The sequence below is a fragment of the Bradyrhizobium sp. USDA 3311 genome (genome assembly GCF_054062495.1).
Genome location: NZ_JBSSFI010000001.1, coordinates 7,609,525 through 7,628,976, shown reverse-complemented (window position 1 = coordinate 7,628,976; position 19,452 = coordinate 7,609,525). Strand labels below are relative to the sequence as shown.

General features: G+C 64.9%; 20 protein-coding genes. 4 read left to right on the top strand and 16 right to left on the bottom strand.

Annotation, left to right across the window (positions count from 1 at the left end):
* Positions 1–122: 122 nt before the first annotated feature.
* From ACVWW6_RS36520 to ACVWW6_RS36465, 12 genes are all read right to left on the bottom strand, one after another.
* On the bottom strand, positions 123–1,496 hold the full coding sequence (locus tag ACVWW6_RS36520; protein WP_028172229.1) for a cation-efflux pump: 1,374 nt from the start codon (positions 1,494–1,496) through the stop codon (positions 123–125).
* Between the two features lie 133 nt (positions 1,497–1,629).
* On the bottom strand, positions 1,630–2,598 hold the full coding sequence (locus ACVWW6_RS36515) for a zinc-binding dehydrogenase (protein ID WP_456682455.1): 969 nt from the start codon (positions 2,596–2,598) through the stop codon (positions 1,630–1,632).
* A 237-nt stretch (positions 2,599–2,835) separates the two neighbouring features.
* On the bottom strand, positions 2,836–3,831 hold the full coding sequence (locus ACVWW6_RS36510; protein WP_456682454.1) for an NAD(P)H-dependent flavin oxidoreductase: 996 nt from the start codon (positions 3,829–3,831) through the stop codon (positions 2,836–2,838).
* 1,075 nt (positions 3,832–4,906) lie between these two features.
* Entirely contained in the window at positions 4,907–5,554 is a 648-nt protein-coding gene (locus tag ACVWW6_RS36505; RefSeq protein ID WP_028172226.1) for a hypothetical protein, read from the bottom strand.
* A gap of 58 nt (positions 5,555–5,612) precedes the next feature.
* Entirely contained in the window at positions 5,613–5,816 is a 204-nt protein-coding gene (locus ACVWW6_RS36500) for a hypothetical protein (RefSeq protein WP_018647766.1), read from the bottom strand.
* 179 nt (positions 5,817–5,995) lie between these two features.
* Complete coding sequence (locus tag ACVWW6_RS36495) at positions 5,996–7,402, bottom strand: hypothetical protein (protein ID WP_456682453.1); 1,407 nt, start codon at positions 7,400–7,402, stop codon at positions 5,996–5,998.
* A 298-nt stretch (positions 7,403–7,700) separates the two neighbouring features.
* Entirely contained in the window at positions 7,701–8,486 is a 786-nt protein-coding gene (locus ACVWW6_RS36490; protein WP_456682452.1) for a fumarylacetoacetate hydrolase family protein, read from the bottom strand.
* Entirely contained in the window at positions 8,486–9,505 is a 1,020-nt protein-coding gene (locus ACVWW6_RS36485; protein WP_060911225.1) for a 2-dehydropantoate 2-reductase, read from the bottom strand. Before ACVWW6_RS36485 ends, ACVWW6_RS36490 begins: the two co-directional genes overlap by 1 nt.
* A gap of 101 nt (positions 9,506–9,606) precedes the next feature.
* Positions 9,607–10,035: a CBS domain-containing protein gene (locus ACVWW6_RS36480; RefSeq protein WP_456682451.1), complete on the bottom strand. Its 429-nt coding sequence runs from the start codon at positions 10,033–10,035 to the stop codon at positions 9,607–9,609.
* Between the two features lie 201 nt (positions 10,036–10,236).
* A complete protein-coding gene (gene oxlT, locus ACVWW6_RS36475) occupies positions 10,237–11,559 on the bottom strand; it encodes an oxalate/formate MFS antiporter (protein WP_028172221.1) in 1,323 nt (440 codons plus the stop codon).
* A gap of 250 nt (positions 11,560–11,809) precedes the next feature.
* Positions 11,810–13,096 carry an oxalate/formate MFS antiporter gene (gene oxlT / locus ACVWW6_RS36470; protein WP_011085934.1) on the bottom strand — a complete coding sequence of 429 codons (1,287 nt, stop codon included), beginning with the start codon at positions 13,094–13,096 and terminating at the stop codon, positions 11,810–11,812.
* 247 nt (positions 13,097–13,343) lie between these two features.
* Complete coding sequence (locus ACVWW6_RS36465) at positions 13,344–13,481, bottom strand: hypothetical protein (protein WP_165448147.1); 138 nt, start codon at positions 13,479–13,481, stop codon at positions 13,344–13,346.
* A 344-nt stretch (positions 13,482–13,825) separates the two neighbouring features.
* Here ACVWW6_RS36465 and ACVWW6_RS36460 point away from each other — a divergent pair, with 344 nt between their 5' ends.
* The gene (locus ACVWW6_RS36460; RefSeq protein WP_456682450.1) at positions 13,826–15,157 is read left to right on the top strand and encodes an Hsp70 family protein; all 1,332 of its coding nucleotides are present in this window, start codon (positions 13,826–13,828) and stop codon (positions 15,155–15,157) included.
* A 161-nt stretch (positions 15,158–15,318) separates the two neighbouring features.
* Here the strand turns inward: ACVWW6_RS36460 and ACVWW6_RS36455 are convergent, their stop codons facing one another.
* On the bottom strand, positions 15,319–15,762 hold the full coding sequence (locus ACVWW6_RS36455) for an SRPBCC family protein (RefSeq protein ID WP_456682449.1): 444 nt from the start codon (positions 15,760–15,762) through the stop codon (positions 15,319–15,321).
* Positions 15,763–16,032: 270 nt separating this feature from the next.
* Positions 16,033–16,230 carry a hypothetical protein gene (locus tag ACVWW6_RS36450; protein WP_028172218.1) on the bottom strand — a complete coding sequence of 66 codons (198 nt, stop codon included), beginning with the start codon at positions 16,228–16,230 and terminating at the stop codon, positions 16,033–16,035.
* Between the two features lie 366 nt (positions 16,231–16,596).
* Between ACVWW6_RS36450 and ACVWW6_RS36445 the strand changes: the two genes are divergently transcribed.
* From ACVWW6_RS36445 to ACVWW6_RS36435, 3 genes are all read left to right on the top strand, one after another.
* Complete coding sequence (locus tag ACVWW6_RS36445) at positions 16,597–16,806, top strand: cold-shock protein (RefSeq protein ID WP_011085938.1); 210 nt, start codon at positions 16,597–16,599, stop codon at positions 16,804–16,806.
* 98 nt (positions 16,807–16,904) lie between these two features.
* Positions 16,905–17,147, top strand: coding sequence for a hypothetical protein (locus ACVWW6_RS36440; RefSeq protein ID WP_027546334.1), 243 nt, complete (start codon positions 16,905–16,907; stop codon positions 17,145–17,147).
* Between the two features lie 157 nt (positions 17,148–17,304).
* The gene (locus tag ACVWW6_RS36435; protein WP_011085939.1) at positions 17,305–17,529 is read left to right on the top strand and encodes a hypothetical protein; all 225 of its coding nucleotides are present in this window, start codon (positions 17,305–17,307) and stop codon (positions 17,527–17,529) included.
* A gap of 42 nt (positions 17,530–17,571) precedes the next feature.
* Here ACVWW6_RS36435 and ACVWW6_RS36430 read toward each other — a convergent pair whose 3' ends face one another.
* The gene (locus ACVWW6_RS36430) at positions 17,572–17,754 is read right to left on the bottom strand and encodes a hypothetical protein (protein WP_028172216.1); all 183 of its coding nucleotides are present in this window, start codon (positions 17,752–17,754) and stop codon (positions 17,572–17,574) included.
* A 360-nt stretch (positions 17,755–18,114) separates the two neighbouring features.
* Positions 18,115–19,392, bottom strand: coding sequence for a formyl-CoA transferase (frc, locus tag ACVWW6_RS36425; protein WP_011085940.1), 1,278 nt, complete (start codon positions 19,390–19,392; stop codon positions 18,115–18,117).
* Between the last annotated feature and the right edge of the window lie 60 nt (positions 19,393–19,452).

The following is a 19,452-nucleotide window of genomic DNA, read 5'->3' as shown; positions in this document are numbered from 1 at the left end:
GTCAACGAATCGTTAACGCGAATTTATTCTTATCCAATGAGCAGTTTGCGCGTCGCGTGCCCGCAAACTCACGTGCGTGACGAGTCCGAAACGAGAACGTGTGACTCCTCGCACATTCTGCGTCACGTGCGCGGCGGCTCGGCGTGGCTGATCACGCGCTTCACGCTCGGGAACGCGCGGCGCAACGCGCGCTCGATCGCGTCGACATGCTCGTGCACCTTGATCACGCTCATCGACGGCGTGGCGCGGCAATGAAAGTTGACGATCTCGCCGGCATCGGTGTTGCGGACGCGCACATTGTGGATGTCGTGGATCTCGCCCTCGCCGGCGAATTCGGCCAACGCGGCGGCGATGGTCTGCACCCGTTCCGGCGTGGCATCGACGCCGAACGGCAGTTCCGGTTCCAGAGGCTCGATATGGACGTCGACCTCGACGTCGGCGCCGAACTCCTCCTGGATGTTCCGCTCCAGCGTGTTGGCGACGTCGTGGGCGGCGTCGAGCCGCATGCCGGCGTCGACCTCGAGGTCGATGCTGACGATCAGCTTGGCGCCGAGGTCGTGCACCGTGACGTGGTGGACGGCGAGGCTCGAATTGCGGGCGATCACCATGATGCGGTCGCGTACGGTCTCGTTGTCGCGGGCGACGGGGACCGGGGTGAAGGTGAGGTCGGCATCGCCGAATGCCTTGTCGACGGCGGCCTGCACCTTGCGCTTGATCTCCTCGACGCGGTCGATCGGATAGGTCCGCGGCACCTTTGCGATGGTGTCGATGAAGGTGGTCGCGCCGACCATGCGCACCCGCAGCCGCTCGACGCCGATCACGCCGGGGACGCTGCGGATCGCGGCCGTGGCCTTCTCCTGCGCGCCCTCCGGCGCGCGGTCGACCAGCGTCTGCACGGTCGAGCCGGCCATGCGCAGGCCGAGCGCCGCGATCATCACCGCGACTGCCGCGGCAGCCGCCGCGTCGCCCCACCAGAAGCCGAGAGCGGCGAGGATCAGGCCCACGATCACGGCGAAGGAGCCCATGACGTCGGAGGCGAAGTGCAGCGCGTCGGCGGCGAGCGCCTGGCTGCGCGTCTCCCGCGCGGCGCGGTGCAGGGCGCGGGCGCGCCACAGGTTGACGACGATGTCGATCACCAGCACCACGAACGGTATGGCCGAAATGGTCGGCGGCGGGGTTCCCTCGCGCAGCCGGCTGTAGGCCTCGACCAGGATGCCGCCGGCGAGCACGTAGAGCAGGGCGGTGACGCCGAGCGCGGAGATGCTCTCCAGCTTGCCGTGGCCGTAGTGATGCTCGTCGTCGGCCGGCTTGTCGGACACCCGCACCACCGCCCAGGTGATGATGGTTGCGACCAAGTCGACCGAGGAGTGCAGGGCTTCCGAGATCAGCGCGAGCGAGCCGATCGCCACGCCGACCACGAACTTCGCCGCCGCCATGCCGCCGCTGGCGAAGATCGAGATGGCCGCGACCGAGGTCTTGTTGTGCTGGGAGGTCATGGCGGGGGATTTAGCAGCCCGGCGCGGGACATCAAGCGATGATCCACAGGAGTAGTCGCTAGTGAGTTGCAGGAGCGGTCACGATGTCATTCCGGGTTCGGCTCTTCGAGCCGCCCCGGAATGACGGCCACCCTCACACCGTCACGACAATCTTCCCCAGATGCTTGTTCGCTTCCATGTGCTCGAACGCCTTGTCGATGTCGGCGAATGCAAACACCCTGTCGATCGGCAGTTGCAGCTTCCGCGATTCCACCGCACCCCAGATGTCCTTGCGGACCTCCTCGAAGATCTCGCGGACTTCCTCGATGGTGCGGGTGCGGAAGGTGACGCCGACATAGTCGATCCGGCGCGCGGCGTGCAGGTCGAAGTTGAAATCGGCATGGGTGCCGCCGAGCCGGCCGACGTTGACGATACGGCCCTTGATCCTGGTGGCGGCGAGGTTCTGGTTGGCGACCTTGCCGGAGACCTGGTCGACGATGAGATCGACGCCATCGCCGTTCGTCGCCTTCAGCACCTCCTCGACCCATTTGGGATCGGAGGAGTCGACGGCGAGGTCGGCGCCGTACTCCGTCAGCCGGCCGCGCCGATAGGCGTCGGTCGACGAGCCGATCACCAGCTGGGCGCCCTTGAGCTTGGCGATCTGCATCGCCATCAGGCCGACGCCGGAGCTGGCGCCCTGGATCAGCACGCTCTGGCCCGCCTGCACGCCGCCGACGGTGACGACCGCGTTGTGCATGGTCGCGAGCGCGACGGGCAGGGTGGCGGCCTCCTCGAAATTCATGTTCGAGGGCGCGCGGAACAGCCGGCCGTGATCGGCCAGCGTGTACTCGGCAAACGCCGCGCCGCCCGAGCCCATGATGCGGTCTCCGACCTTCACGCCCCTGGCATCCGGTCCGAGCTCGGCGACCTCGCCGGCCCATTCCATGCCGAGCACGGTGCCGACCCCGCCGGCCGCGCCATGGGCGTGGCCCTTGCGCATGCCGGTGTCGGCACGGTTCAAGCCGCAGGCACGGACGCGGACGAGCACCTGTGTGCCCTTAGGTTTTGGTTGAGCGACGTCGGAAATCCTAGCGCCCTCAGGGCCGTAGACGTAAGCCTTCATGCATTACCTCGGAGCTCAATTGAGTTTGTAGGTGAAGAGCGGAGCCGTTCTTCGCCTCTCCCCGCTTGCGGGGAGAGGCCGACGCGCGGAACGCGCGGCGGGTGGGGGGGGGCCCCGCGAGTCCAATTGTCACCGTCAGCGCGGAGACTCCCCCTCACCCCAACCCTCTCCCCGCAAGCGGGGCGAGGGAGCATACCTTCGGCGTGGCGGGCGTCGTGTTCAAATCACTTCAGCGAATTATTCCGCCGCTTCGCGTTGCGGCTGAACGATCATTCCCTCCAGCCGGCTTCTGATGATGGCTTGCGCTTCGGACACGATGCGGGAGACGAGCTCGGCGCAGCTCGGGATGTCGTGGATCAAGCCCTGGACCTGGCCGGCCGACCAGATGCCTTCGTCGGAGTTGCCGGTGGCATAGACCATCTTGCCGCGGGCACCGGCGACGAGCTCGCGGATGTCCTCGAACTTGGCGCCTTCCTTCTCCATGGCGACGACCTTGGTCGAGACCGCGTTCCTGGCGACGCGGGAGGTGTTGCGCATGGTGCGGAAGATCAGCTCGGTCTCGCGCTCGTCATTGGCGACGATCTTCTCCTTGATGGACTGGTGGATCGGGCTCTCCTTGGTGGCCATGAAGCGGGTGCCCATGTTGATGCCCTCGGCGCCGAGCGCCAGCGCCGCGACGAGGCCGCGCGCGTCGGCGAAGCCGCCGGAGGCGATCATCGGGATCTTGACCTTGTTGGCGGCGGCCGGGATCAGGATCAGGCCGGGCGTGTCGTCCTCGCCGGGATGGCCGGCGCATTCGAACCCGTCGATCGAGATGGCGTCGACGCCCATGCGCTCGGCCGAGAGCGCGTGGCGGACGCTGGTGCATTTGTGCACGACCTTGACGCCGTGCTTCCTGAACTCGTCGACATGCTCCTGCGGCTTGTTGCCGGCGGTCTCGACCACCGTGATGCCGCTCTCGATGATGGCGGCGCGGTATTCGGCGTAGGGCGGCGGCTTGATCGCGGGCAGGATGGTGAGGTTGACGCCGAACGGCTTGTCGGTGAGGTCGCGGCAGCGCGCGATTTCCCTGGTCAGATCCTCCGGCGTCGGCTGGGTCAGCGCCGTGATGAAGCCGAGCGCGCCGGCATTCGCAACGGCGGCGACCAGCTCGGCGCGCCCGACCCATTGCATGCCGCCCTGGACGATCGGGTGCTCGACGCCGACGAGCCTGGTGAACCGTGTCTGCAACATGATGCGTTTCCCCCGCCTGCGTGGCAGGCCCTGTTATCGATTGATGGCGGCAGGATGCCGCCGAGGTCGCGAAAAGTCTATTGCGGGAGCGTGCGGTGAGGGCGGGGCGATCATGCGGGAGGCGGGGGGATTCCGTGGGACGGATAATTGGGGGGCTGCAGTATTCGTCCCGTCATGACGGTCATAAAATTGAGCTCGCGGCCGCAACTCGCTCCCGTACCGCAAGGCACACCTTCGCCTTCTCGCGGCGCATCCCGCCCGAGCTTTGCTTCATCGCATTGCCCTCATCGGAACAAGGGCGCAGGGAAGGCCGGGCGCGGCTGGCACCCGCAAGTCCGTGCGCTACAAAAGATGCACACGGGGTGGACCACAGGTCTCGCCGGACGCCCGGCCTTCCCTGCGCGATGGGTTACGGCTTACTTCGTGCTCTCCCCGGGGAGCGATGCACTATTGCCCCCGTCGCCTTGCGGATGGCTGATGCACGCGGTCCGGTCGGGCCGCGCATATCACCACAAGACTTGACGCACAGACCCCGGGCGTCAGGACCACACGACTTCGCCGTCCGCGCACGTCCTCGCTGGGACTTCGAGAGCTGGCGTGTGCTCGCACCCGAAGCCATGCGAAGACGCTGTCGGCGCCGTGTCGTTCGTGCGAGCGCTCCTTGCTCACGGTTTCCCGCCCTGCAATGCTGCCCGCGCCCGACGCCGTCGCGTCCATCGCTGCCCGGCCCGCGGTTCGTGACGATCGCGATCCGCCCCTTGTCTCGGGCCAGGGTGTTTCGTGTGTACGACAAATCCGAATTTCGGTAAAGTGGAATATATCTGCGGCGGCGAATTGACAGGCGAGGCGGGAGATTTGTGCGGGGTGTCTTGCCCGACGGCCGAGGTGCCGCTCCACCCTACGCTGTCATGCCCCGGCTTGACCGGGGCATCCAGTACGCCGCGGCGTCTCCGTGTTACCGCGCCGCCTCTGGAATACTGGATTGCCCGCCTTCGCGGGCAATGACAGCCAGGGGTGATAACGGGACCCGAATGTTCGCGAGATGTCGTAGCCCGCAAGGGCTTTGAGGCTTCGGCTACTCCGCCGACAGCCGCACCATCTGCCGGCCGCCGTTCATTTCCTTGAGGCTGTTGACGAAGTTCTCCGGGCGCTGCCAGCGGTAGGGGACCTTCAAGCCCATGAACTCGGCGATGTCGCCGATGAAGCCTGTGCAGTTGGTGGTCTCGGCGTTCCAGACCGGCGAGCTCGACTGCAATTTCTTGATGTAGGCGAACACGCGCTTGGCGTCGGCTTCGTTCAGATAGACGCGATAGCTCGCGGTCAGATATTCCGGATCGAGATCGCCGTAGCTAGCGCCGGTCTCTGACGGCACCCAGGTGAGGTGACCGAGCACGTAAGCAAGGGTGTCGCCGGCGGGCGTCAGGCCCGCGACCTCGACGGCGCGCTCGCTGGTCTTGCCGTACCAGACGAAGGCGTGGCCCCAGCTCGCCGCCGTCCGGGCGCGGAAGTCGACGTAGTAGGGGCCTTTCTCCGCACGCGCGACGGGCCGCCGCGACTGCGGCGCCGGTCGCGATGCGGTGTCGGTCGTCGCAAGCGCATTGGCGTCGGCCATGCGCTTGTTCGCTTCGTGGGCCGAGGCCGAGGGCGTCGTGCACGCGATCATCGCCGCGAGCGCGAACCCCGCAAGGATGCAGGATCCCGATCGATCAGGTTTGTTCGTCACGCTGTGCCCCCTCGACTGTCGGCCGCTTACGCAGATGCTGCGCGTATGTCGCCGTGCGTCAGTAGCGCGCCGCGACCGGGCCGGGCGCCTTGCCGATCGGGGCCTTGCCAACGGGGCTCTTGCCAATCGGCATCTTGCCGATCGGCGCCTGCTCCGCCGGATAGACAGGCACGGGCTGCCGGCGCGGCAAATCAGCAGCGTTCGCAGCCGTCACCAGAGCAAGCGTCGCACCCAGAACAAATACAATCTTCTTCACAGTCATACCCCTGAAGGTTTGGTCCAAACACGGCAGTGCCGTGCCCCCAGACACGCCTCACAGAAGGGCGGCCGAATGCGTCCAAGTTGCGGCGCGCGCGGGACATGTTGGCGGCATATGTCGGGCGCGCGGAGATGTGATGTGTCTGGATGTTTCGGCAGCGTCTACGACGCGCGAGCGTTTCCTCACCCGATCCGGTTCAGGCTGTTCCTGATCGTCGAGAAGATGCCGCCGATGTCCTTGCGCAAGGCATCGAGCGCGTTGAAATTGTCGAAGATGCGGGCGAGGCGGTCTTCGACCTCGCGCTTGCTTTTCGCCAGCGCGTCGACGCGCGAGGCGAGGGGCACGCCGCCGTGCGCCTCGATCTCGCCGACGGTCCTGGCAAGGAGGTCGCGGGTGGTGCCGACTTCCGCGATCAGCGCCTCGATGCCGAACACCGGGGCCCTCAGCGGGACGAGGTCGGCCTGCGACTTCGACAAGTCCGTCTTGAAGGCGTTCAGCGTCGCCAGCGTCTCCTGCAACGCGCCAAGGCGCTGGCGCGACTGGATGACGAAATCGTTCAGCGCGTTCTGGCGGTCGGCGAGGGTCTTGCCGTCGGGATCGGTCTCGATCTCCGCAAGCGAGCGTTCGAGCTGGGCCTGGCGCTGGCCGAGCTCCTCGAAGTCGAGGCGGATGGCCTTGAGGATGTTGAAGCTGTCGTCGATGCGGGCGAGGCGCTGCTCGATCTCGATCCTGTTCTTCGACAGCGTCTCGACGCGGGTGCCGAGCGGCGCTTCGCCGCCGGTCTCGAGCTCGTCGATGCTCTTGGCGAGGCGGTCGTGGCTGAGGCCGAGCTCGCTGATCAGCGCGTTGATACCGGCGTCCGTCGATCGCAGCGGCATGAGCTCGGCGTGGGATTTCGCCAGATCTTCCTTGTACTGATTCAGGGTCGCAAACGTGTCCTGGACCGTGTTCACCCGCGCGAGCAGCGCCGAGATGTCGTGCGCGATGTCCTTGAGCCGGTCGGCGAGGTTGTTCTTGCGGTCGTCGGTCTCGAGGTCGTGGAGCGACCGCTCGAGCTGATTCTGGCGGTCGCGGATCTCGGTGAAAATCGGCTCGACCGCGCGGCGCTGCTCGGCGACCTTGCCGACCATCTCGCGCAGGCCCTGCTGGCGGCGGCGGATCTCGGCGAGCTGGTCGTGCATGTCGGTGGATTCGTTGCGGCCCTGCTGGAGCAGGGCGCGCTGCTCGGTCTCGCCCAGCTTGTCGTGAAGGGTGGAGACGGCCTCCCTCGGGTCGCTCTCGATCAGGTGCTGGACGGTGGCGTCGAGGTGGTTTTGCAGGGCGTGGGCGACGACGACGTCTTCGCGGGTCTTCTTCAGGCGGTCGCGCAGCTTGACCAGTCGCCGATCCTGGCGCGAGACCCGAAAGGCGGTTGCGCCGATCAGCGCCAGCGCCACGGCCAGCAGCGCGCCGGTCGCGATGCGCTGCGGCATGGGAAGGCCCGCAAACAAGGCGGGCAGGTGGGCGACGTCGTAACCGAACGCCTGCTGGGCGAAGATCGCGATGGCAGCGAGCAGGACGAACCAGGCAACCAGGAAAAACAGCCACATCGTGACTTCCTCACGCCGGCACACATTTTCGCCATGATTGCTATTGGAGAGCGGAACCGAGATCAAGGGGCGCGCGGGGGAGCGGTATGTATCCGGCCTCGCGATCCACGACTGATTGCATCAGCTGACCGGTGGAGAGCGGCATGAGGTGCCGAGTTTTCCCGAGGGGGCTGCGGCCCTTCGCTGTCATTCCGGGGCGCGACGAAGTCGCGAGCCCGGAATCCATCGGGCGGCAGAGACTGCGGATAAATGGATTCCGGGCTCGGCGCCTTGCGCCGCCCCGGAATGACGACGGGAGCTAGAGCCGAAACTCGTTGGTGAGCTCGCCGATCCCGTCGATCGCGACGGTGACCGTATTCTCCCGCTCCTTCATCACGCCGACGCCGACCGAGGTGCCGACCGCGATGAGGTCGCCGGGCAGCAGGGTCATGTCGTGGGAGATCCTGCTCACCAGCTCCTGCGCGCTGAAGATCATGTCCGAGATCGGGTAGTTCTGCCGCTCCGCGTCGTTGAGGATGGTGCGGACCACGAGCTTGGCCGGATCGAGGCCGGTCGCGATGACGGGGCCGAACGGGCCGTAATCGTCGATGCCCTTGGCGCGCGCCCATTGCGGGAAGGTGGGATCGCTGGTCAGGATGTCGTTGGCGGTGATGTCGTTGACGCAGGTATAGCCGAAGATGAAGCTGTCGGCCTCACCAGGCGAGACGCGGGCGCAGGTCCTGCCGATGACGATGCCGAGTTCGCCCTCATAGGTGGTCTTGCCGTCGTAATAAGAGGGACGGCGGATCACCGCGCCGGGGGCCGCGATGCTGGTCGTGGCCTTCAGCAGGTAGAGCGGCTCCGGCGGCTCGGGCTGGTTCAGCTTGGCCGCGAGCGCGTGAAAGTTGTTCCAGAGCGCGACGATCTTGCTGGGTGCGCAGGGTGCGAGCAGCTCGACCTCCGACAGCGCCAGCGTCCTGTCGGTAGCTGCATGGCGGCCGAACATCTCGCCCTCGTGCACGCTGATGCCGGATGAGGTCAGCGTGCCGAAACCGGTCGCGCCATTATTCCGGAAGCGCAGCCATTTCCTGATCTCGCCGGTCATCACGCCACCGCCAGCGCGCGGGGATCGGTGGGCGCGGAGACGCCGTCATAGAGACCGGCGATGCGGGCGCGCTGGGTCACCATCGCCAGCACCGAGTCCAGTGCGGGCGTGGAAATGCCGGTGAGGCGGCCCATCTCCTGCACGACGGTGACGAGCGGGTCGATCTCCATCGGGCGGCCGCGCTCGAGGTCCTGGAGCATCGAGGTCTTGTGCGCGCCGACCTTGCGGGCGCCCTCGATGCGGCGCTCGACATCGACGCGGAATTTGACGCCGAACGTCTCGGCGATGCCTTGCGTCTCCACCATGATCGCGCGCGACAGCGCGCGCGTGGCCGGATCGGTGCAGATCACGTCGAGCGTTGCGTGCGTGAGCGCGCTGATCGGGTTGAAGCAGACATTGCCCCAGAGCTTGAGCCAGATCTCGTCGCGGATGCGGTCGAGCACCGGGGCCTTCAGGCCGGCGGCGACGAAGAGATCGGCGAGGCGCTGCACGTCGGACGTGATCTCGCCGGAGGGCTCGCCGAGCGGGAAATTGTTGCCGTAGACGTGGCGGATCACGCCGGGCGCCTCGATCTCGGTGGCGGGATAGACGATGCAGCCGATGGCGCGCTCGGCGCCGATCTCGCGCCATTGCCGGCCGCCGGGGTCGATGCTCTCCAGCGTCGAATTCTCGTATTTGCCGCCGTGCTTGTAGAAGTACCAATAGGGGATGCCGTTGACCGCGGTGACGATGCGGGTGTGCGGGCCCAAGAGCGGCTGCATCTTCTCGATCACGCCGGTGATCGAATGCGCCTTGAGCGTGATGATGATGTAGTCCTGCACGCCGAGCTCGGCGGGATCGTCGGTGCAGCGCGGATGCACGGTGTGCGTCTCGTCGCCCGCGAGAAGCGTCAGGCCGCGCTCGCGCATCGCGGCGAGATGCGCGCCGCGTGCGACCAGGCTGACGTCGGCGCCGGCGCGCGCCAGCTGAACCCCGAGATATCCGCCGATTGCGCCGGCGCCGTAGATGCAGATCTTCATGAAATCCTCGCGGGTGACCGGAATTTTGGGACGAAGGATCCGGTCCGGCGCGGAGGGATCCGAGCCGGGGCCGGTAGTCGCAGGGGAAGGGTCGTGGCGCTTTAAGCTGCTGCTTGCGGCGTGCCGTTGATCGCCTCGTCAACGGCAGCGGCGATGTCGCGCATGCTGATGACGGAGATGAGGCTGTAATCGTCGATCACGGGCAGGTGGCGGATGTGATGCCGGTTCATCAGATGGCGCACGTGCTCGATCGTGTCCGAGGAGGCGCAGGAGACGAGCTGCTGCACCGACACGAGCTGCGAGACCTTGACGTTGATGGCATTGGCGCCGTGCTCGGCGACGGCGCGCACCACGTCGCGCTCGGTGAACATGCCGACCGCGGTGTTGCCCTCGGAGCGGACCACGTCCTTCACCACGAGGGCGCTGATGTTGTTGGCGCGCATCAGCTTGGCGGCGATACCCACCGTTTCGTTCATTCGCACCGTGACAACGCGCGGCGTCTTCTTGCGCAGAATGTCTCCGACCAGCATTGCAACCTCCCTAGGTGAATGACGAGGTAAGTGTGGTATACATAATGCCAATCGTCAAGCACTGGATTTGGCGGATCCGAAAAATCTTGCGACAGCATTATTGACGTTTGCGGTGCCTCCGGCCTCGGCCAAAAAACCTTGGCCAAAAAGAAAGGGGCGCATTCTGCGCCCCTTTTTCAACCGTGCAAAGTGTGTGGCTTGTCACGCCGTCTCGGTCTTGGCGTCGCCCGTTGCAGGGCTTGCGCTCTCGGCTTCCTTGCCCAGGATGAAGGAGCGGCGCAACGGCTTGATCACGAACAGCGCCGTCAGCGCCGCCGTCGCGTTCAAGGCGACCGCGACCACGAACACGGCCTTCCAGCCGTACGTTGCCGAGATCACGCTTGCGAGCGGAACGAGCAGGGAGGCGGTGCCCTTCGCGGTGTAGAGCATGCCGTTGTTGGTGGTCGCGAACTTCGAGCCGAAAGTGTCGCCGCAGGTCGCGGGGAACAGCGAGTAGATCTCGCCGAATACGCCGAAGTAAATGGCGGTCGCGAGCACGAACACGATCGGAACGTGGCCGTAGGCTGACAGCGTCAGCAGCATCACCGCGGCGGTGCCGAAGGCGATGAACATGGTGTGCTCGCGGCCGATCGTGTCGGAGACCCAGCCGAAGAACGGACGTCCGAACCCGTCGAAGATGCGGTCGAGCGAGATCGCGAAGGTCAGCGCCGCCATCTGGAAGCCGGCGAGCGTCACCGGCGTGTCGGCGATCTTGAAGTCGTGTGCGATCGGGCCGATCTGCGCCGCGGTCATCAGGCCGCCGGAAGCGACCATGACGAAGACGAGGTACATTACCCAGAAAATAGGGGTGCGCAGCACTTGCGGCGGGGTGAAGTCGATCTTGGTCTGCGGCAGGTTGAGCTGCTTCTTCTTCGGCGGGATCGAGATCCGCGGCGGCTGGATGAAGAAGGCGAGCACGAAGACGATGAGGCCCTGGCCGATGCCGAAGGTGAAGAACGCGCTCTGATAGCCGCTAGCGGCGATCATGGTCGCGATCGGCACGATGGTGAGCGCGGCGCCCGCGCCGAAGCCGGCGGCCGTCGCGCCGGCGGCGAGGCCGCGGCGGTCGGGAAACCATTTCAGCGCGTTGCCGACGCAGGTGCCGTAGACGGCGCCCGCGCCCATGCCGCCGACGATCGCGGCCGCATAGAGCAGGGTGAGCGAGTCGGCGTAGGAGTTGAGCACCCAGGACAGCGCAATCATCACGCCGCCGAACATGATGACGATGCGGGGGCCGTACTTGTCGACGAACCAGGCCTCGACCGGCACCAGCCAGGTTTCGGTGACGACGAAGATGGTGAAAGCGAGCTGGATCGCGGCGCGTCCCCAATGGTGGGCCGCATCGATCGGATCGACGAACAGCGTCCAGCCATATTGCAGGTTGGCGATCATCGCCATGCAGACGATGCCCATGGCAAGCTGGAACCAACGGAAACCTGTGCGAAGAGGCGCGGCCGTGACGGCGCCGTCCGTGCTGGAAATCATCAAGAACCTCCCAACGCGCTTGTCTGGTCGACACCGGTTGCCAAGATGACCTGATGTCGCAAATATTGTGGCTTATCGTCGCAAGCGCGGCCCAAAGCTTGGTATACCATATCCCAGAATGCAAGCCCAATCTTGGCTTGCCCGTTACAAAATCGGCAGTTCCGTTCGGACACGGGTTCCGAATCCTCAAAACGAAAACGCCCGGCCATGAGGCCGGGCGTCCCGTCGGAATGAAGTGTGGTGAAGCGCGTCAGACCGTGGACTTCGCTACCACGACCTTGCGCCAGGGCTTGAGCACCGCGATCGCCAGCGCCGAAGCCATGATGTTGGCGCCGGCTGCGATGATGAACACGCTGTCCCAGGTCCCTGACGACTGCTGCATGTAATTGGCGATCGGAACCAGCAGCGCGGCCGTGCCCTTTGCGGTGTAGAGCAGGCCCGCATTGGTGGTCGCGAACTTGGCGCCGAACGTGTCGGTGCAGGTCGAGGGGAACAGCGAGTAGATCTCACCCCAGGCGAAGAACACGAAGCCCGAGAGCAGCACGAACCAGATGGGATCGTGGCCCCAGAGGTAGAGCATCCAGATGCCAACACCTTCCATGCCGAAGGCAATGAACATCGTGTTCTCGCGGCCGATCATGTCGGAGATCCAGCCGAAGAACGGACGCGTCAGCCCGTTGAGCACGCGGTCGATCGTGGCTGCGAAGGTCACCGCGGTCATCGTCACCGCCATCAGCGTCACCGGAACGCTGTCGACCTTCCAGTCAACCGCGATGGGCTTCAGGTTGGCCGTCACCATCAGGCCGCCGGCGCCGACGATCACGAACATGAAGTACATCAGCCAGAAGATCGGCTGACGCAGCACCTCGGTCGGCTGGTAGTTGCGACGCGTCTGCACCAGCGCGGCGTTCGCCACGACGACCGGCACCTGGCCAGGCTTCGGCGCCAGCAGGAAGAAGGCGAGGATGCAGATGATGAGGCCTTGCCCGAGGCCGAAATACAGGAAGGTGGTCTGGAAGCCACTGTCCTTGATCATGGCCTGGATCGGCGCGACGGTCAGCGCGGAGCCCGCACCGAAGCCGGCCGCCGTGATGCCCGCAGCGAGACCGCGCTTGTCGGGAAACCATTTCAGCGCGTTGCCGACGCAGGTGCCATAGACGCCGCCGGCGCCGATGCCCGCGATGATCATGCCGAGATAGTAGCCGTTGAGCGTGGTGGCCTGTGCGTTGATCGCCCAGCCCATGGCGCAGAGCACGCCGCCGACCAGCACGACGATGCGCGGACCGTATTTGTCGACGAACCAGCCTTCGACCGGCACCAGCCAGGTCTCGAACAGCACGAAGAGAGTAAAGGCCCATTGGATCGACGCGCGATCCCAGCCGAACTTTTTCTGGATGTCGGGGACGAAGAACGTCCAGCCATATTGATAGTTGGCGATCATCACCATCGCCGCTACACCGATCGCCAATTGCGCCCAGCGATACGTGTCGCTAACGCGCGCGGTTGTAGGGGCCGTTGCCTGCACCATGTCCGTCATAAAGCCTCCCGTGGCGCCTCTAATTTTTCTGCGAGCGCTGGAGAGGCATTCTTGTATTCATTATGCCAAGGTTCAAGCGCTGGTCCGGTCACCGTGCGCAAATGCCGCAGGACCCTTCTCCGGCCGCGGCAGTGACTCAGGACAGCACAAGTAGAAATGGCCCCGTCCTGCGGGGCCATTCATCAAAAGTAGCATGTCGACACCTGTGAAACCGGCGTGCGGCTCCCGCGGCGCAGGAAGCGCGCGCTTACAGGCCGAAACGCGGCAGGTCGCCGTTGTGATTCGAGATCTCGGCGCTGGCCATCAGGAAGCGGTCGACCGCGGCCATGAAACGCGCGAACAGGGTGGAGGAGGGGGCGAGAGCGACGGAAGCGGTCTTGGACATCGGAATTCCTTTCTTGAGACGGTCAGTAGCGCTGTCTCATTTCGAAAGGCAATCTATGTATACCAGATGCCAATGTCCATGCATGCCATTGCATAGCAGCATGCATCATCCCGCATTGCAGCATAATGCTCCGTTAAAGGGGCCGTACCGGGCCTAAAATTGCACGAACGGCAGCCGAAACGAGCTGCCGGCTCCGAAATGCCCCAGTTTGCCGCCGAGTCTGGCGCAAACGGTCGCCCCACGGGCACGAATTCCGGCGGGGGCAAGCCGCGGGCCGGGTCTTGGCACGGCAAGTCAAAGCCGCTAGTGGTCTGCCCCCTTCCAATCATCTGTCAGAGTGGTTCATGTCGAGCGCCTCGCCCGCCGTCTCGATCGGCATCGATTTTGGGACCAGCAATACGGTCGTCGCCCTCGCGGCGGACGACCGCCGGGTCGAGGCCATCCGCTTCGATCACGGCGGACAGCGACACAGCGTCTTTGTGTCGGCCCTGTGCTTCTGGGAGGACCGGCCGGGAGCCGGCGCCCAGGCCGAGGGCGGCCCGTGGGCGATCGAGCAGTTTCTCGAAGGACGCCACGTCTACCGCTTCCTCCAGTCGTTCAAGACCTTCGCCGCGAGCAGCAGCTTCAACACCACCCAGGTGTTCCGGCAGCGCTACAAGTTCGAGGATATTCTGGCGGCGTTCCTGCGCACGCTGGCGCGCCATGGCGGCGACCGGTTCGGCTTCGAGACGTCAACGATCACGGTCGGTCGTCCCGTGCGCTTCGCCGGCGGCAATCCCGACGAGGCGCTGGCGATGCAGCGCTACCGGGCCGCGTTCGAGCGCCTGGGCGCCGGCCACGCGCGCTATGTCTACGAGCCCGTGGGCGCCGCGTTCTCCTTCGCCCGCCGCCTGGAGCGCGATGCCACCGTATTGGTCGCGGATTTCGGCGGCGGTACCAGCGACTTCTCCGTGATGCGCTTCTCGCGCAAAGGCGGCGCCTTGCGCGCCGAGCCGCTCGGTCATGCCGGCATCGGCATTGCGGGCGACACGTTCGACTACCGCATCGTCGACCACGTCGTCTCGCCGCGGCTCGGCAAGGGCTCCAGCTTCCGCTCGTTCGACAAGGTGCTCCCGGTTCCCAGCGGCCACTACACCAACCTCGCGCGTTGGCATCAGCTCGCGATGATGAAGAGCAACGGCGATCTGCGCGAGCTCCGCGAGCTTGCGCGCAGCGCGCTGAAGCCGGAGCTGCTCGAGGATTTCATCACCATCGTCGATCTCGACCTCGGCTTTTCGCTGTACCGCGCGGTGTCGAACGCCAAGGTCGCGCTGTCGGCGCAGGATCAGGTGGACTTCCGCTTCAAGGGCGGCGGGGTCGACATTGGCTCGACCATCACCCGGAAGAATTTTGAATCCTGGATTGCCGACGATATCGCCGGGCTGGGGGCGACCGTCGACAAGGTGCTGGGCGAAGCCCGCATCACCGCGCGCGAGGTGGAGAAGGTGTTTCTGACCGGCGGCACATCGTTCGTCCCCGCCGTCCGAAAGCTGTTTGCCGACCGGTTCGGCAACGAGCGGCTGATGTCGGGCGACCAGTTCGAGTCGATCGCCTACGGCCTCGCGCTGATCGGACACAGTCCAGATCCCGATCGCTGGACCGCAGACGGTGGGCTGGCGCCGAAGGAGGGCGGGTAGGGCACCCTCTCGGCCTTCATGGTTCGAGACGCGCCGTGAGGCGGCGCTCCTCACCATGAGGGACTAAGACTTCGCCGCGAAGCACGACCTCATCCTGAGGAGCCCGCCAAAGCGGGCGTCTCGAAGGATCGGCCGCAAGGAAGCTCCCCACCCAGTCATTGCTATTGCTTGATGTCGGGCTCGACGAGCTTCGCGAGATTCCGTAGCGATTCCTGCCAGCCGAGATAACAGGCTTCCGGCGGGATGAGGTCCGGGATGCCGGCCTGCGTGATGTCCACCTCGGTGCCGACCGAGACTTTCTTTAGCAGCACGGTCACCTGAATTTCGCCGGGCAGATGAGGGTCGTCGAACTTGTCAGTGTAGCGGAGACGTTCGCCGGGGACGAGCTCGAGATACTCGCCGCCGAAGGCGTGGCTGTTGCCCGTCGTGAAGTTCCGAAACGACATCTTGAACGTGCCCCCGACCTTCGGCTCGAAATGATGCACGGTGCAGGTGAAGCCGTTCGGCGGAAGCCATTTTGCCAGCGCATCGGCCTCGAGGAAGGCGCGATAGACTTTCTCGGGGCTGGTCGTGAGAACGCGGTGCAGGCGGACAGTGCTGGGCATGTTCATTCATCCTCTTGCATTGGCGGGCGCGACATCAACGTCTGTTGCCCGTTCATGATACGAGGACGAGCAAGACGTCGTTGACCCGACAGGACATCCCGATTTTTTTGAGGGGGGCTGGCCGTATGTTCCACACTGCGGCGATATCCTGCGGCGTTGCCGCAATTCTGCCTACGCATATGCACTGACGTTCCGGCAGGATTCGACCGGGCGGCTTTTCATAGCGGCGAATTGACCAGCTCTATCCCGCGAAACCCCGATATCGCTGCGTTACGTCGGCGCCCTCAGGCCCGGAGAGCTGAGCCACGCGTCGATCTGGATGGCCGTCTCGTCCTGCCGCACCCTTCGCAGCAGCATCTCGCGGCGCCGGCCGGGAGGGAGTAAGCGGGCCTCGTCGCGCAGACGGCCGACCTCATTGACGAGCCGCTGTTTCAGAGTTTGACTTTGTTTGAAGCGACGCCGTTCCATGACAATGCTCCCCTTGTTCGGATGGGGGCGGGAGCGCAACTGGCGTTCTCATCACCGGTAGAAGCCACGGGCCGGGCGGTGATGAGAAAGCATACCCACAAATCCGTGGCGTGTATGTCTACTAAGACACGTTGTTCGCCCGGAAGTGTCGCGAGCTTCAACCGTTCCGCCGGCGCGGGCGCGCAATTAAATCCGGCCCAAGCCTTGTAACTGACCGTGATGGGGTATAGCCTGTCGCCATTCGTTCAGCCGCTGTGCCTTGTTGAATGCGCCCGCGGGCTCCTTTTTCCAGAGACATCGACGAATTGAATCGATTCTGCGTGAGCGTCACGCGGGTTACGCGCATGCGCGCTTTGGAGAAGAACAATGCCGACAGGTACAGTGAAGTGGTTTAACGGCCAGAAGGGCTTTGGATTCATTCAGCCCGACGACGGCGGCAACGACGTGTTCGTTCACGTCAGCGCGGTCGAGCGGGCTGGTCTTTCGGGTCTCGCCGAGGGCCAAAAGGTCAACTTTGAGGCCAAGACCGACAAGATGCGGGGCAAGGTCAGCGCTGAGAATCTCTCGCTGGCCTAAGCTCTCCAGTGCCGTTTCACGGATGTATTGAAACGGCCATGCGACCCGCTCGATCCCTGGATTGAGCGGGTTTTGTCCGTTGCCAAGCAGGGTGGAAGATGAGCGCCAGGAAATCGGCAGAACCTTCGCCCGCAGGCATCGCGCGTTCCAACCGCCAACGCCTGGCGGCTGAAGAGGGCGCGCGCGCGATGGCGGATGCCGAACGGCAGTCCGCCGAACTCCGCAAGAACATGGCGCGGCTACGCGAGTTGCGGGAGGCCAAGGAAGCGGCCGACGCGGATATTCGCGCGTCGTTGCCGGCGCCTGTGCCGAAGAAGCGCGCGCGGAAATCGCCGCGCTAGAGCGTTTTCGAGCGAAATGGGTACCGGTTCGCGGCAGGAAAACGCGTCAAAACAAGAATCTAGAGCCCCGTTCCGATTCCATCGGAACGGGAAAGGCTCTAGTCGGGCTCGATAGCGCCGACGATCATTTCCGAGAGGGCCGGTCACATGCCAAAGAGTGCGGATCGTGCCTAGGATCAAGCCGGATGGCGGCGGCACAATCACCTTTTTCCTCGCGCTTGGCGCGGGTCGTCAGATGTGCCGGCTTGCCACCACGTTTCAGACGCAGAAACAGGCCTTCAGCTATCTTCAGAAGTACCGGACCGAGTTCGAGCGTATCGCGCGGATACGGCTGGCGTCCGGCGAACTTGAAGACGGGATCGTCGTGCTCTCGATGCTATAGGCCAAGCGCGCGCCGAACGTGACGCGCCCCTTCAGCCGCTCCCTATTCGGAGCGGTCACTCGGCTTGGTCTCGCGGGCCAATCGCTCCGCCTTCAGACGCTCACGGTTCTCGTTGAGGGCGTGCTGGTCCTTCGCATAGTCGCTCATCGGCTTGTGCGTGTTGGCGGGCTTGAACGCCTTGTTGGCTTCACGCTTGGCGCGATCAGAGGATTGATGTCTCAACATATCGACCTCGTTTGATCAACGGGCGTGGTCCCGGCAAGTGCTGGACGCGACGCCTCCCGCTCGCAAGCTGAGATGGGTCGACTTGTCACCCTCGGGACGAGGAGGACAATTCTTCAGCGTTGGGCAGGTATTCTGCGAAGCGCCTGGTCACTCGCTCTGGAGGCGGCTCGCTCGCATTTCCGGGAGCGCGCCGGCAAAAGAATAACGGCCGGCCCCCGCATTTGTTCCCCCGGACCCATCCTCAATTCGGTGTCGGCTGGTTCATCGCAGCAAGCGTGCCGATTGCGGGATGCAGTCCCTCTCGCCACCAACAAAAAGGCCGCCGAAATCGGCGGCCTTTCGTGTCTCTGGTCGAACCGCTTACTCGGCGGCCTGCTTCTGCGGCGGGGCGAGCGCGCCGGACTTGTGGATGTCGGCGACCTGGTGATCCGAGAAGCCGAGCACGCTGCGCAGGATCTCGTCGGTGTGCTCGCCGAGCAGCGGGGAGCGCTGCACGTCGCTCGGGCTATCCGACAGCTTGATCGGGTTGCCGACCGAGATGTACTTGCCGCGGGTGGGGTGGTCGACCTCGACCACGGTGCCGGTCGCGCGCAGCGACTGGTCCTCGGCGATCTCCTTCATCGACAGGATCGGGCCGCAGGGGATGTCGTCCTTGTTGAGGATTTCCATCGCCTCGAACTTGGTCTTGGTCATCGTCCACTGCTCGATGCGGGCGAAGATCTCGTTCAGCCGCGGCAGGCGGGCCGCCGGCTTGGCGTAGTTCGGGTCGGTCTTCCAGGTCGGCTCGCCGATCACGTCGCAGATCTTCTCCCAGACCGGCGCCTGGGTGATGAAGTAGATGTAGGCGTTGGGATCGGTCTCCCAGCCCTTGCACTTCAGGATGCGGCCGGGCTGGCCGCCGCCCGAGTCGTTGCCGGCGCGCGGCACGGCATCACCGAACGGAATGCCTTCGCCGAACTGGCTGTATTCCCTAAGCGGGCCGTGGGCGAGGCGCTGCTGGTCGCGCAGTTTGACGCGGGCGAGGTTGAGCACGCCGTCCTGCATCGCAGCGGTGACGCGCTGGCCCTTGCCCGAATGCGTGCGCTGATAGAGCGCGGTGACGATGCCGAGCGCCAGATGCAGGCCGGTGCCGGAATCACCGATCTGCGCGCCGGTCACGAGCGGCAGGCCGTCGCGGAAGCCGGTGGTGGAGGCGGCGCCGCCGGTGCACTGCGCGACGTTCTCATAGACCTTGCAGTCCTCGTACGGTCCGGGACCGAAGCCCTTGATCGAGGCGACGATCATCTTCGGGTTGATCTGCTGGATCTTCTCCCAGGGGAAGCCCATGCGGTCGAGCACGCCGGGGCCGAAGTTTTCGACCAGCACGTCGCACTTCTTGATCAGCTCGGTGAGGACTTCCTTGCCCTTGGGGTTCTTGGTGTCGAGCGTGATCGAACGCTTGTTGTGGTTCAGCATGGTGAAATACAGGCTGTCCACGTTCGGGATGTCCTGCAACTGGCCGCGGGTGATGTCACCCACGCCCGGGCGTTCAACCTTGATCACGTCGGCGCCGAACCAGGCGAGCAGCTGCGTGCAGGTCGGTCCGGACTGGACGTGGGTGAAGTCGAGAATGCGAACGCCCGTGAGCGCTTTGGTCATCGTATTGCTCCGTATACTCTGTCTGCCCCTGCACCCGCAGGGAGTAATGGGTTGAAGGGG